A 13,991-nucleotide genomic window follows, 5' to 3' on the forward strand; every position below is an offset into this window, starting at 1 on the left:
GTCGTCTTCCCGTGATCAATATGACCGATCGTCCCCACATTCACATGCGGCTTACTACGGTCAAACTTCTCCTTCGCCATACCAGTTCCCTCTCCAGGATGCTGCTGAAACCCGATTCTTTTTCCGGGCCCGCTACGGACCCGCGTCTAAAACCTGACAAAAATATCTGCCGTAAATCTTTTCAGCAAACATCTGCCGTGAAATCTTCTCGCAAATCTCTTACTTGCCCTGGTTCCGGCCGATGATCTCTTCCGAGATCATGCGGGGAGCTTCTTCATAACGCGCGAACTGCATGGTGTACGAAGCGCGACCCTGTGTCGATGAGCGGATGTCATTCACGTATCCGAACATCTCCTTAAGCGGCACCATCGCCTTGATCACCTGCGAGCCACCCACATGCTCCATGCCTTCGATCCGGCCGCGGCGGGAATTGATGTCGCCGATGATGGTTCCCATGTGCTCCTCGGGAACCGTGACTTCGACCGCCATCACCGGCTCCAGCAGGACCGGGCTGGCTTTCCTTGCGGCTTCCTTGAAAGCCATCGAGCCGGCGATCTTGAAGGCCATCTCGTTCGAGTCGACGTCGTGATAGCTGCCGTCGTAGAGCGTCGCCTTGAAATCGACCATCTCGTAGCCGGCCAGCACACCGTTATGCAGTGCCTCGCGAATACCCTGCTCGGTCGGCTTGATGTATTCCTTCGGCACCACGCCGCCCTTGATGGCATCGATAAACTCGAAGCCCTTGCCCGGCTCGTTCGGCTCCAGGCGAATCCTGACGTGACCGTAGTTACCCGAACCGCCCGTCTGGCGAATGTACTTGCCTTCCGCCTCGGACAGCTTGCGAATCGTCTCGCGGAATGCGACCTTCGGCTCGCCCACGTTCGCCTCAACCTTGTGCTCGCGCTTCATGCGGTCCACAAGGATCTCGAGGTGCAGCTCGCCCATGCCGCTGATAATCGTCTGTCCCGAATCGTGATCGGTACGGACCTTAAAGGTCGGGTCCTCATCGGCCAGACGCGCCAGCGCGAGGCCCATTTTTTCCTGATCGCTCTTGGTCTTCGGCTCGACCGCGACCGAAATGACAGGCTCAGGGAAATCGATAGCGCTCAGCGCAACCGGAGCATTCGGCGAGCACAGCGTATCTCCGGTCTTGAGCTCTTTCAGTCCGACGCAGGCGCAGATATCGCCGGCATAAATCTCGGTAATATCCTCACGCTTGTTAGCGTGCATCTTGACCAGACGGCCCACACGCTCGGTTTTGCCGGTGCGCGGATTCATCACCGTATCGCCGGTCTTCAGCGAGCCGGAGTAGAGGCGGATGAAGCCCAGCTTACCAAAGGGATCGTTGATGAGCTTAAAGCCCAGTGCCGAGAAGGGCGCGTCGTCTTTCGCCTCGCGAACCAGAATATGCGACGGGTCATGCGGATCGATGCCCTCGACCGGCGGCACATCCAGGGGACTGGGCAGATAATCGACCACCGCATCGAGCAGCGTCTGCACGCCCTTGTTTTTGAAGGCTGTACCGCACAGCACCGGAAAGACCTTCATGTCGATCGTCGCTTTGCGCAGTGCCTTCTTCAGCTCTTCCGCGGTCGGGGTCTCGCCCTCGAGAAACTTGTGCAGCATCTCGTCGTCATTCTCGGCGACCGTCTCGATCAGCTGCATGCGGAAGGCCTCGGCCTTCTTCAGCAGGCTCTCCGGAACCGCCTCGACGTCATACTTCGCGCCCATCGTCTCGTCATGCCACAGAATGGCGCGCATCTCGATGAGATCGATGACGCCCTTGAAATTTGCCTCCGCGCCGATCGGAATCTGAATCGCCACCGGCCGCGCGCCCAGGCGCTTGCGAATGGTCTCGATCACGTGTTCGAAGTCCGCGCCCGCCTTGTCCATCTTATTGACAAAGCAGATACGGGGAACTTTGTACTTATCGCCCTGCCGCCAGACCGTCTCCGTCTGCGGCTGCACGCCCGACACCGAATCGAAAAGCGCGACCGCGCCGTCCAGCACGCGCAGCGACCGCTCCACCTCAGCCGTAAAATCCACGTGGCCGGGCGTATCGATGATATTGATGCGGATGTTATTCCACGTGCAGGTGGTGGCAGCGGAGGTAATGGTAATGCCGCGCTCCTGCTCCTGCTCCATGTAATCCATCGTCGCCGTGCCTTCGTGCACTTCACCGATACGGTGCGTGATGCCCGTATAGAAAAGGATGCGCTCAGTCGTCGTCGTCTTCCCGGCGTCGATATGCGCCATGATTCCGATATTCCGGCAACGATTTAAAGGTACCTGGCGAGCCACAGCTTCTCTCTTTGCTTCCTGCGGGCCTTGCATGGCCCGCGGTTCGGTTTGTTACTTTGGGAGCAATCTCCGCTCCCACAGCATTCCTTTTTCTATCCCGCCCGGCTCGCGCCGAAGGCGCAGCTGCCTGAACGGTCAGTCCTACCAGCGATAATGAGCAAATGCCTTGTTGGCTTCCGCCATGCGATGCACATCTTCCTTCTTCTTCATCGCCGCGCCGCGCCCATTGGCCGCATCCAGCAGCTCATTGGTCAGCTTGTCGATCATGCCCTTCTCGCCGCGCGCCCGGCCATAGGTCACCAGCCAGCGAATCGCCAGCGACGTCCGGCGCTCCGGATTCACCTCGATCGGCACCTGGTAGTTCGCACCGCCCACGCGGCGCGTCTTTACCTCAAGCAGCGGCTTGCAGTTCTCGACCGCTTTCTTGAACAGCGTCAGCGCGTCGGAGCCACCCTTCTGCTCCAGATTCGTCATGGCGGTATAGAAAATTCCCTGCGCCGTCGACTTCTTGCCGTCCCACATCATCGAGTTGATGAACTTTGTTACCAGCGTCGAGCTGTAGACCGGGTCTGCAGCAACCTCACGCTTCGCGATATGACCTTTTCTGGGCATAAATCTCTGATCTCTCTATACGACAATCTTGAATCTCATTCCGCCTTCATCCCGAAGCCGGACATGCCACCAGCGGGAGCAGCCACGCGAAGCGGCTGCCTTAACGGCAACTATTTCTTCTTGCCGCCTGCCGCCGGAGCGCCACCCTTCGCGCGCTTTGCCCCATACTTCGAGCGTCCCTGCTTGCGGTTGGCCACGCCGACCGAATCCAGCGTGCCGCGCACAACGTGATAACGAACACCCGGGAGGTCCTTCACGCGGCCGCCGCGGATCAGCACAATCGAGTGCTCCTGCAGGTTGTGGCCGATGCCGGGAATATACGTCGTCACCTCGATACCATTGGTCAGGCGAACGCGCGCCACCTTGCGCAGTGCCGAGTTCGGCTTCTTCGGCGTCTGCGTATACACGCGCGTGCAGACCCCGCGCCGCTGCGGCGAACCCTGCAGCGCCGGCGATGCCGTCTTGTACCTGGGCGCCGTGCGGCCCTTTTTCACCAGCTGACTGAATGTAGGCAATCCAGACTCCTTACCACTTCAAAAACCGCTTTCAGAACACGCGGAAACCACTTCCGCAGCTTCACCCTGTCGCAACCCACCGCAAAGACCACTCGCGCGCAGCCTCAAACGCATTCCAGCCAGCGTTTGCCCGCGCCCACGATATAACAGAACGAATCTTCCGCTCTGCTGCTTCGCGTCTGCGTTACTTCCGTCCCAACTTCCGTAACAGACGAGAACTATCGACGGTGACCGCGCGTCATCTCCCCATCAGTGCCGGGAGTAAGCCGATTCCGTTTCGTAGTTCCGGCCCGCATAGCTCGCCAGGGTGACGAGTGTCGCAGGCTCCGATGCGAACTGAACCCGATACGGCTCTGACTTTGCCCGTATCGTTATTCTCAATTCTTACTGCTTCCCGCCCATATCCGCCGGCGGGATTTACCACAACATCAGACTTCCCTGTGGCCTTACCTCACACCGCCTCTTCCTCGCACACCATACAGAGAAAAAGCGCAGTCGTGAACCATCTAAGAGTAGCAGGCGACCCGTCCAGAGTCAAACGGGAAGCGGCAAAATCACGGCTCCGGAAGAATATTCCGAAAATATTTCGCGCAAAAACAAGTATACCGCCGCGCGATACATCTCTGTCAGGAAAATCTCCCTCCTGAAGATCATCTCATCCGGCACTTTCCTGGCATCGGAGATTCAGTTGCCGCCCCATCTTCCGGCCGCATGCCCTGAAACCATGCCTGGACTGCACCGCCGGCAACCGTGGACGGATAACTCGGCCACGCAGCAGGGCATCTCCTGTTAACAGGAGATGCAAAATGCAAAAAGAACCCCAGAGCCACAAGACACCGGAACTCAACAGCCGAGAATCCGTCGACTCCAGGGAATCTCCGGACCAGCGGAGAATGGAGCATATTGCCAACGAGATGGCCGAAAAACCGTCGGAAACCCAGCAGCGGTCGGAGCGCAAACAGGGCACCTTCCCACGCGGCGGCCCTTCGGGCGTATCGTAGCCGCCTGCGCGACCGCAAATTTTCCTATCCAGCTTCTGAGGAAATGATCTTCACAGATGCGCCATGTTCCCTCAAAGGGCATGGTGCATTTCTCTGCATTTCTTTTGGATGGCCCTTCGCGACAGGCCCCTCGTGATCTCAGCCAGCCGCGCTCTTGAATCCCCGCAATCGTCTATCTGCCGGTCGAAATGTTACCCGCGAGGAATGTCTTGTACTGGGTATCGACCACGCCAAGGCTGCGGGCAAAGGTGAGCTTCGCCTGATTGAACTGGTAGACGCTGTTCACATACTGCGTCTGCGCCTGGGCGAGCGTGGACTGCGCCTGCACAACGGGCAGATTGTCATCGACCCCGGCGCGAAAGCGTTCCGTCGACTGCTCCAGCGCTGTCGTGGCCAGATCGACATTGCTCCGCGCCACGCGCACCAGTTCACTGTCGCTCTGCAGATCCAGCATCGCATCGCGCAGCTGCTGCTCGATCTTGTTACGCAGGTCTGCCATCTGCGAACGAAGCTGTTCCAGCTGCGCCTCGGCTACGTCACGATCCCCCCGGAATTTCGCCTCTTTAAACAGCGGAACCGTCAGGCTGCCCTCAGCCGTAAATGTGTCGTGAAATACACCGCCCGAGATCCCCGTCACTCCATAGTTGCCGCTGAAGCTCAGCGTTGGCAGCCGCTGATGTACTGTCGCCTTTCGCTCCAGCTCAGCCGCGCGAATCTGTTGAGTCATCGACTGATAATCCTGCCGGCTGGAGTAGGCCTCCTGCAGCGCTTCGCCCATTGTGAGCACGGCCAGATCCGCATAGGGAGCGGCTTCCGTCAGCTGGATCTGCTGTCCCGGATCAAGGCCGATCTGACGCACCAGAGCGATCTTCGCCTTCTCAAAGGCATTCTCATCGCTGATCACCACCTGCTCCTGACTCTCGTACTGCACCCGGGCCCGCAGCTCGTCCAGGTTCGCTGCCGTTCCCGCCAGATGCTCCTCATGCGCCTGATTGAGCAGGGTCTCGTCGGTCTTCAGCAGCGAGCGCGCATAGTCGATCTGCGCTGATGTGCTCAGCGCCTGCAGATATGAGGTTCCGACATTCAGCACTACCAGGCCGCGTGCCGACTGCGCATTGTAATAAGCGGCTTTTTCGCTCGCCCTGGCCGCCCGCCACACGTCATATCCAGCCCAGTTGAAGAGCGGCTGGCTCATATTGATCTGGGCCTGCGTGGTATCTGCCTTTACTACCGTTGGAAACGAAGACAGAGAAAAGCCTGGCGGCAGAAATCCGGCAAAATCCGGAAGAATCGACGGATGGAAGCCCTCTGCGGGCAGGTCGTACTCGTGAATTCCCGTCTCGGCATGCAGCGAAAGATTCGGCATCAGAACATTGATGAACTCGAGCTTCTGCGCTGCCGCCTGCTGCTGCTGCTGACGGGCCAGCGTATAGGCCAGGTTGTTCTCGAGGCCCAGACGGATGGCATCATCGAGCGTCAGCTTACGCACCCCGGGCGTCAGCGGCACAGCCTGCACGCTGCCCGCATAATCACCCTGCACGGAGCTGGCCGGCATCCCCTGCAGCGTATTCTGAGCGGCGCCCCGCAGCGGAAGGCCGAGGACGGCCAGCAGCAGTGCGGGGAGACACAAAAAGGCCTTCCTGGTTTTCTTCTTCCCTGGTTTAGTCATCGGTCGCAGAAATCCCGCAGGCTTTCGCTGCCGGGTTCTTTCTTTAGATTGGCATGCGGGGCCGAGGTTGCCAAAATCATCAGGAAATCGGCGGCGACGGCAAAAGACCATCTTTCGAAGGTCAAACCGGGTTCAGACGGAGTGGCGGCCATGGTTCCACCCTTTCGGTCCAGGGATCAGAGGCAACAAAAGGCGTCTTATCTCCCATCGTACAGGCTGAGCGTCGCAGGTTTCCGCGGTGACAATCTTTGATCCGCCAGAGGTTGCTGCTCATGGAAACCCGATCTGCGGACGATTCTGAGGAAGAGAGAGAACCTCATGAGATCAAGAGGAGGTTCCGATGCGGGCAATTCATCTGGAACGTAATTTATCCGGCGATCTGCGATGGGAAAACGGACAACCGTCGCAGCTGAATGTGCCGGAAATGGCAGGAAAGTACGCCCAGGGCGGTTCGGATACGAACGCCTGGCACTCCCTGGCCACCGGCAGGAATATGAACAGGTTTTTTATTCCATGCGTACTGCTGCTGAGCAGGGATGCGGCAACGGCGCATGAGGCTCGCGAAGCGGCGCGGCGCGCCGGGCTTACAGTATCGCTGCATCGCGTCGACCGGCGGGAAGATTTTCTCGTCGAGCTGCTGGCAGGCAGCACCGATCTGATTTTGATGGCCGGCCCCGGACTGACCGACTTTGGCACCGCCGAGGTGCTCGATACCATCGAGCGCAGCGGTCGCACACTGCCCGTGCTCGCTGTACAGGAGCGAAGCGCCTCGGCAATCGAAGGCGTGACCGCTTTTGAATCGCGATCCGGCCTCGTGCAGGTGACCGACCGTGAGCACCTCCCGGAGGCGCTTGAACGGATATTGCGCGAGCAGCAGGGCATACGCTCACGAGCCCGCATCGAGCTCGACCAGGCCGCCGACATGCTGCGCGAGAACCAGAAGCTGAGCACCATCGGACGCCTCGCCGCCTCCATCGCGCACGAGATCAACAACCCTCTCGAAGCCGTGACCAATCTTCTGTATCTGATGGGGCTCGACGATCGTTTGCCCGAGGGCACACGGCATTATCTGGAGCTGGCGCAGCGCGAAATGGATCGCGTCGTGCGCATCAGCAAGCAGACCCTGAACTTTTACCGCGAGACCAATGCACCCGTCCGCGTGCGCATCTCCGAGCTGCTCAGTGAGGTGCTGGTGCTTTACACACGCCGGATCGCGGAGAAAAATCTGCGTGTCTTCGAAGAGTACGAATCCTCTGAGACGGTCATGGTCTACCCCGGTGAGATACGCCAGGTCCTTTCCAACCTCGTTACGAATGCGATCGAAGCCTGTGCGCCGAACGGCCGCCTGCGCCTGCGCGTTACTTCCACACGCAAATGGTCAGATTCCGGAGTGCGAGGCATTCGGGTTTCAATCGGCGATAATGGCGGCGGCATCTCCGCTGAGGTACGTGCGCGGCTGGGCGAGCCATTCTTCACCACCAAGGGACAACACGGAACCGGCCTCGGACTCTGGGTAACGCAGTCGATCGTCAGCCGGTACGGCGGCGAGATGCAGGTGCGCTCCACTACCGCTCCGCAGCACCATGGGACCGTCTTCAGCATCTTTCTGCCGACCAATATGCGCCCCCGTGCAGTTGAGAACGAGAATGGGCTGGGAGGTGGACCCGATGCCGGCAGCGCCTCGTCCTCCGGCAACCCCACCGGCCGGACGTGGAACCGTTCCCGAATGCGCTTCAGCGGAAACTAAGAGACGCGCTCCAAAAGAAAGAACGTCCGTTTTCCCTTTGCATGGCCGCCTGCTTCCTGTCTTTTATTGTCAAGATCCCGACAGGTGCGACTCGCGCCGGATGCCTGTTTCTGCGGAAGTTACATTCCCGAAAGAGTTGGCATTGAGTTTTTCCGGTTTCGCTATCCTCAATTCATACTCCGAAAACAAACAGACCCGGCCCGCCCTGTGGCGGGTCCTTCCGTTTCCGGCGGCCTTTTGGGGAGAGGCTGCCGGGAGCGGAAACGCGTCCGCATCCCTCTGGCGCGCTCCTGCCGATTCCCGTATACTGACAAATGTTGTCTTTACGTCTGTAGTCAGCAGGAAAACCATGCCCAAACTGAAAACACATCGTGGCGCGGCCAAGCGCTTCAAAAAGACCGGTACCGGCAAAATCAAGCGCGGCCAGTCGAAGATGCGCCACATCCTCACGTCGAAGGAGACCAAGACCAAGCGCAAGCTGGCACACAGCGCTCTGGTTTCGGACGCCGACCACGCGAAGGTGGCCCGCATGATCCCATACGCCTGATCCATTCCTTTTATGGAATGAGGTCCCCCGGTAAAGCGTTCCGGCGTGGGCCCCGGCTGCGAAAGCGGCCGAGAGATCCGGCAGGCAAAGCGAGTGAAGAGGTCTAAAGCGCAAGCCCGCAGGCAAGCGCCTCCTGCCTCCAGCCGCAAAACGAAACACGCAAAAGGAGAACCACCATGCCCCGCGTAAAACGTGGCACAAAACGCAGCGACCGCCGCAAAAAGATCCTGAAAAGGGCGAGCGGATACTTTCTTACAAAATCAAAACTCTACCAGGCAGCCCAGGAAGCCGTCGAGCGCGGACTGAAGTTCGCCTACAGCGGCCGCAAGCAGAAGAAGCGCCAGTTCCGCTCGCTCTGGATTGTCCGCATCAATGCCGCCGCCAAGATCAACGGCATCAGCTACTCGCAGCTCATCAACGGTCTGAAGAAGGCCGGCGTAGAGCTCGACCGCAAGGTGCTGGCCGATATCGCCGTGAACGATGCGCAGGGCTTCACCGCCCTCGTCGGTCAGGCAAAGACGGCCCTCAGCACCACCGCGGCATAACTCCGTGATCTGGTTCCGGAAAAGGCGCAGGGTCTTCCCTGCGCCTTTTCCGTTCTGATCTCTACCCCGCTAATTGCTGATCCCTTATTAAAGCTTTCTCCCGTCTGCACCGATAAGGACTTCACAGGCAGACATCCCTCGTGTCTGAATATCCTGGAATGTCCTGAACGGATCAAACCCTATGGCGGCACAGGAGACGGATCAGCCCCTCCCCCAGCAGGATCGCTTCGCCCTCGCCGCCGAAGCCTCGCAGGACGGCTTCTGGGAGTGGCATCTGCCCTCCGGCACAGCCTGGTTTTCCCCCCGCTGGCAGCAGATCTCCGGCTTCCTCACGCTTGAGCTCTCGGCCGACCCCGATCACTGGCTCACCCGTGTCCACCCGGAAGACAAGCCACTGCTCATGGCCGACCTGCGCGCGGTTCGCGCCGGCAAGGCACTGCGCCTCCGCCGCGAACATCGCCTCCGCCATGCCAATGGCATCTATCGCTGGGTGCTCGTGCGCGCCATCGCCAGGCACGGAGAGGATGGAGAGGTCGTACGCATCGCCGGCTCGCTTACCGATACCACCGACCGGCGCATGACCGACCCGCTCACCTCGCTGCCCAATCGCCTTTTCTTTCTGGATCACCTCGAGCAGCGCATGGAAGAGGGACGCTCCCGCGGCGACTGGAACTTTGCTGTCGTCTCTCTCGCTCTGGACCGTTTCTCGATGATCAACGAAAAGCTGGGCTACGCCGGCGGTGACGCTCTGCTCATTCACGCCGCCGAACGGCTGCGTCAGGCCATCCCCGCACCCTCGCTCCCCGCCCGCCTTGGCGGAGCCGGCTTTCTCGTCTGCCTTGAAGAGATCTCCAGCCGCGAGGAAGCCGTCGGCCGCGTACAGCAGATCCACAGGCAGCTCCATCAGACCTTCGCCTGGCGCCGCGAGCGCATCACGCCCGGCCACGTCTTCGGTATCGCCAAAGCCGATGCCGCTTATGCTCACCCCGAGGAGCTGATGCGCGATGCCGAATCGGCCCTCGTGCAGGCCAGAACCTCCGGCCCCTCTGCCGATCCGGTCAGAATCGTCTGCTATTCGACCGGCATGCGCGAGCGGGCTCTCGATCAGCTTCGCCTCGAAGCCGACCTTGAAAGAGCCATCGCCGCCGGCGAGCTGATTCTCCTTTATCAGCCGGAAATCGACCTCGTCACCGGCCGCATCATCGGCTTCGAAGCCCTGGTCCGCTGGCAGCATCCGCAACGCGGCATGATCCCTCCGTCAGAATTTATCCCCCTCGCTGAAGAGACGGGACTCATTCTGCCTCTCGGCGACTGCGTGCTGACCGAGGCCTGCCGCCAGCTCGTCACCTGGCGCGAGCAGGCCTCCGCGACCGGCCGCAATCAGGAAAATCAAAAGACGCGCGGCCAGAGCGGCTGCGATATAGACCTGCGCGTCAGCGTCAATCTCTCTGCCCGGCAGTTTTCGAGCCTGGGACTGGTCGAGCGTATCGAGCAGATTCTGCGTCAGACCAGCCTCGCTGCCGGCGATCTCCGCCTTGAGGTCACCGAAACCAGCCTCATGAGTGACGCCGACACCGCCCTGCGCACCATGCGGGATCTGCAGAACCTCGGCGTCGGTCTGCACATGGACGATTTCGGAGTGGGCTACAGCTCCCTCCATCACCTCCATCGCTTTCCCTTCGACACTCTTAAAATCGATCGCTCCTTCATCGGCAGAATCGCGGAAGAAAAAGGCGGAGCTGAAATCGTCCGCACCATCCTCGACCTGGCCCGCTCGCTGCGCATGAAGGTCGTCGCCGAAGGCATTGAGACCGCCCATCAGGCCGAGCAGCTTCGCACCATGGGCTGCCCCTTCGGCCAAGGCTATTACTTCGCCCGGCCTATGACCGCCGCCACCGTCAGCGAGATGCTCGTCCCCGCCAGCTGATCCCAGGGCCTGATCCGAATGGCTTAACCTGGTCGGCTCACCCGGCCGGTCTCTCCCTCTTTTCTGTATGCTGTCCAAGCCGCCGGTTCCGCTCCGGCTCGCCTCGTTTGAAGCGGAATGGCCGCCGGCGCAAATCGGAAGAACAGGAGACTCTCCGGTCATGAAGCTCTTTCTCGCCCTTGCCTGTTGTAGCCTGCTGATGGTCGGTACCGCATCCGCACAGAAAGCTCCGCCCAGCCCAGCCCGCACCGCCACTGCCACCATTGACGGCCAAACCCTCACCATCAAATATTCCGCTCCCTCCGTTCGTGGCCGTCAGATCTTCGGCCCTGGCGGTCTCGTGTCGCACGACCGCACCGCCCCCGTCTGGCGGGCAGGTGCAAATGCCGCAACCTCTTTCCATACCGACGCCGACCTGGATCTCGGCGGCCTCAGTGTTCCCAAAGGCGACTACACCCTCTTCGCCGACGTGCAGGACCCTGACCACTGGACTCTCGTCGTCAACAAACAGACCGGCCAGTGGGGCCTCACCTATAACGCCTCACAGGATCTTGGCCGCGTAAAAATGGAGATGAGCACACCGCCCTCGCTCGTCGAGACACTCTATTACTCCATCCAGGACAAAGGCGGCAGCAAAGGCGTGCTGCAGCTTGCCTGGGAGCACCACGTCGCGTCGGTGCCCTTTACCGTGAAGTGACCCTGGATCAGAATCGTTCCGGCATATTGCATCCCCGCCGCGGAACAATCCCGAAGCGGCTCATCCGCTACACTGAGACGAGCCGCTTCACCGGGCCTGTAGCTCAATGGTCAGAGCAGGGGACTCATAATCCCTTGGTTGGGGGTTCGAATCCCTCCGGGCCCACCATAAAATCAATCACTTACATCGATATGCCGATGCCGGCACTGCCCGTAAAGCTGTAAGGCAACTGGATTGGCACTAGCTGTCCTTATCAGGGCATAAGGGTTAGCTGGCATAGAGTTGTAAGTCCACACGAGGTATAGACCCCTGCGGAAGACTACCCAGGTCGCATCGTGGAGTTATCCCTGCTATTGCCAATTCGATTCTCGTGTGGATTGCCCGTACCTAAAGACACACCATTACTTACATCTAATTGTGCGCCCGGGGTAGTTGTCCCTGTCCCGACCTGACTGCCCGAGACCGCAATGAGCGCGTTACCAACCGTGGAGGTTCCCGTAAACACCGGGGCTGTACCGGTTGTGCCTGAACCTGCCACTGCCTGCGCCCGCGCACTCACCGCAAACACCACGATGCATATTGTCACTGTCACCACCTCGCCGAGACTTCCCTTGTCACAAAACGTCATTAGATTGTCATTTCTTTGGACGGGTAGCCGGGTTCGCCGCTTACCACTCCCTGGGCGTTCTTTAATGAGAGAGGGCCGCTGCGGTCTGTTCTTGTTCCGCCGCGTATCACTGCGAATCTCCAAAAAGGGACATATGCCGGCAACACTTAACTCACTACTTCGGAAGCACGTTCCGGGGCTGCATCATTTTCTCAAGGAAACCCTCGCGCGAACCGGATTGCCGGTTCCAAAGATGCTTTTGGGCAGGCCAGTATGGACACACTCTCAGCTTTTGAATCGCAGACTCACTGAACCCCATGTCTTCCGCTGGATCGCTGACAACCTCCACCCAGGTGATGTTTTTTTTGATGTCGGCGCACATCAGGGCTGGATGTCGATAGTCGCTGCCCGGAAGACCGGACGCGCCGGCAGAGTTGTGGCTTTCGAACCATCCCCTCCGTCGGTAGAGTTCTTGTCCTACCACAAAACGGTGAACCGGTTGTCGCAGTTAGACATCATTCCCAAGGCAGTTACGAATAGAGATGATGCCGGAATACCTTTTTATCTGGTTGGAGACGGAAATGCGTTCATGAACTCTCTCTTCGGTACGGACACCCCGGAGATTTCGGCCCGGGGCAAATCTGTTATCGAGATCGAAACCATTACGCTGGATACTTTTTCACGCCAATCGGGACTCATCCCCCATCTGATTAAGATCGATGCCGAGGGTGCCGAAATATGGGTGTGCGAGGGGGCAAAACATCTTCTCGCTCATAACCATCCAGCTCTGATTATTGCGATACATCCCTTATGGCTTCCAGAAGGACAAAAGATAGAAGATATGTTCAAGCTCTTGAGCAGCTTTGGTTATCGAATAGTAGATTCCGACATCTACAAATACAACGGAGCGGATTTCGGAGACTACCTGTTTGTTGCGGACTGAGTCGGTTCTGTTTATAGATACCGCGTCATTATGTAGCCGATATAGCAGCCGTAGTCCGGTATCTCCCAGTCCTGGGGGAGTCGGCGGTGATGTCATCCCGACGTTCATCCTTGCATTGACGTACGCTTTCCTGGACACGGCAATGCGGCCATCAGGGCTTCTCAAAGCGATTCCGGCAGCCTGTGAAACAGCAATCGGGTATGATCCCTGTGATGTCAGGAGGGGGATTCGTGCGCAGATTTGCTTTCATTCTTGCGTTCTGCCTGGCGGGGAGCGCGATGGCCGCGTCCACCGGCAGTGTTTATAACTTCACGCTGAAGTCGATTGATGGGCAGCCGGTCAGCCTGTCGTCGTATCACGGCAAAGTGCTGCTGCTGGTCAACGTCGCCAGCCACTGCGGATTTACGCCACAGTATGCGGCGCTCGAATCGGTGTATGAGAAATATAAGGGCCGCGGCCTGGTCGTCATCGGCGTTCCGGCAAACAACTTTGCCGGGCAGGAGCCAGGCACCAACGCGGAGATCAAAAAGTTCTGCACCACAAAGTACAACGTGAGCTTTCCCATGATGTCCAAAGTCTCCGTGCTGGAACCGGACAAAGCTCCGCTCTATCAGTTCCTTACCAGTAAATCGACAGACCCGCAGTTCGACGGCGAGATCAAATGGAATTTCACCAAATTTCTGGTCAGCCGGGATGGAAAACCGCTGGCTCGTTTCGAGCCGAATGTCACTCCGGACTCGCCACAGGTGATCGCCGCGATTGACGCCGCATTGAAGCAGTAATCCCTCTCGCAGGCGAGCCTGTGCCGCTGCAGGTTGCAGGCTCGCGTCTGGAATCTTCCGCACGGCCATCGCCAGGCTCAGACCATCGAGCGCATTTT

Annotated in this window: 12 protein-coding genes and 1 tRNA gene; 8 read left to right on the plus strand and 5 right to left on the minus strand. The window is 59.1% G+C overall.

All coding sequences use genetic code 11. The features are described from left to right. Window positions 1-219 precede the first annotated feature (219 nt). The 5 genes from fusA to D0Y96_RS11090 form a co-directional block, all read right to left on the minus strand. A complete protein-coding gene (gene fusA / locus D0Y96_RS11070; RefSeq protein ID WP_117300947.1) occupies window positions 220-2,301 on the minus strand; it encodes an elongation factor G in 2,082 nt (693 codons plus the stop codon). A gap of 141 nt (window positions 2,302-2,442) precedes the next feature. Further along, the gene (gene rpsG, locus D0Y96_RS11075) at window positions 2,443-2,913 is read right to left on the minus strand and encodes a 30S ribosomal protein S7 (RefSeq protein ID WP_117299849.1); all 471 of its coding nucleotides are present in this window, start codon (window positions 2,911-2,913) and stop codon (window positions 2,443-2,445) included. A gap of 110 nt (window positions 2,914-3,023) precedes the next feature. Continuing rightward, window positions 3,024-3,428 carry a 30S ribosomal protein S12 gene (gene rpsL / locus D0Y96_RS11080; RefSeq protein WP_117299852.1) on the minus strand — a complete coding sequence of 135 codons (405 nt, stop codon included), beginning with the start codon at window positions 3,426-3,428 and terminating at the stop codon, window positions 3,024-3,026. 1,173 nt (window positions 3,429-4,601) lie between these two features. Further along, window positions 4,602-6,059 carry a TolC family protein gene (locus D0Y96_RS11085; protein WP_158562352.1) on the minus strand — a complete coding sequence of 486 codons (1,458 nt, stop codon included), beginning with the start codon at window positions 6,057-6,059 and terminating at the stop codon, window positions 4,602-4,604. 35 nt (window positions 6,060-6,094) lie between these two features. Next, window positions 6,095-6,250 (minus strand): hypothetical protein, encoded by a 156-nt coding sequence (locus tag D0Y96_RS11090; protein ID WP_158562353.1) that lies wholly within the window; start codon window positions 6,248-6,250, stop codon window positions 6,095-6,097. Between the two features lie 341 nt (window positions 6,251-6,591). On the opposite strand from D0Y96_RS11090, the gene D0Y96_RS11095 reads away from it, so the two are divergent. The 8 genes from D0Y96_RS11095 (at window position 6,592) to D0Y96_RS11130 (ending at window position 13,893) form a co-directional block, all read left to right on the plus strand. Continuing rightward, window positions 6,592-7,845 (plus strand): sensor histidine kinase, encoded by a 1,254-nt coding sequence (locus D0Y96_RS11095; protein ID WP_215601620.1) that lies wholly within the window; start codon window positions 6,592-6,594, stop codon window positions 7,843-7,845. Between the two features lie 349 nt (window positions 7,846-8,194). Then, a complete protein-coding gene (gene rpmI / locus D0Y96_RS11100; protein ID WP_117299858.1) occupies window positions 8,195-8,392 on the plus strand; it encodes a 50S ribosomal protein L35 in 198 nt (65 codons plus the stop codon). Between the two features lie 176 nt (window positions 8,393-8,568). Next, complete coding sequence (gene rplT, locus D0Y96_RS11105; protein WP_117299860.1) at window positions 8,569-8,937, plus strand: 50S ribosomal protein L20; 369 nt, start codon at window positions 8,569-8,571, stop codon at window positions 8,935-8,937. Window positions 8,938-9,118: 181 nt separating this feature from the next. Then, window positions 9,119-10,864, plus strand: coding sequence for a putative bifunctional diguanylate cyclase/phosphodiesterase (locus tag D0Y96_RS11110; protein ID WP_117299863.1), 1,746 nt, complete (start codon window positions 9,119-9,121; stop codon window positions 10,862-10,864). A gap of 160 nt (window positions 10,865-11,024) precedes the next feature. Beyond that, the gene (locus D0Y96_RS11115) at window positions 11,025-11,561 is read left to right on the plus strand and encodes a DUF2911 domain-containing protein (RefSeq protein WP_199480250.1); all 537 of its coding nucleotides are present in this window, start codon (window positions 11,025-11,027) and stop codon (window positions 11,559-11,561) included. A gap of 92 nt (window positions 11,562-11,653) precedes the next feature. Then, window positions 11,654-11,729: transfer RNA gene (locus D0Y96_RS11120), tRNA-Ile, on the plus strand. Window positions 11,730-12,322: 593 nt separating this feature from the next. Beyond that, window positions 12,323-13,111 carry an FkbM family methyltransferase gene (locus D0Y96_RS11125; RefSeq protein ID WP_158562354.1) on the plus strand — a complete coding sequence of 263 codons (789 nt, stop codon included), beginning with the start codon at window positions 12,323-12,325 and terminating at the stop codon, window positions 13,109-13,111. A 230-nt stretch (window positions 13,112-13,341) separates the two neighbouring features. Next, the gene (locus tag D0Y96_RS11130) at window positions 13,342-13,893 is read left to right on the plus strand and encodes a glutathione peroxidase (protein WP_434090776.1); all 552 of its coding nucleotides are present in this window, start codon (window positions 13,342-13,344) and stop codon (window positions 13,891-13,893) included. The last annotated feature ends 98 nt before the right edge of the window (window positions 13,894-13,991 follow it).

Origin of the sequence: Paracidobacterium acidisoli (assembly GCF_003428625.2) — a bacterium.
GTDB lineage: Bacteria > Acidobacteriota > Terriglobia > Terriglobales > Acidobacteriaceae > Paracidobacterium > Paracidobacterium acidisoli.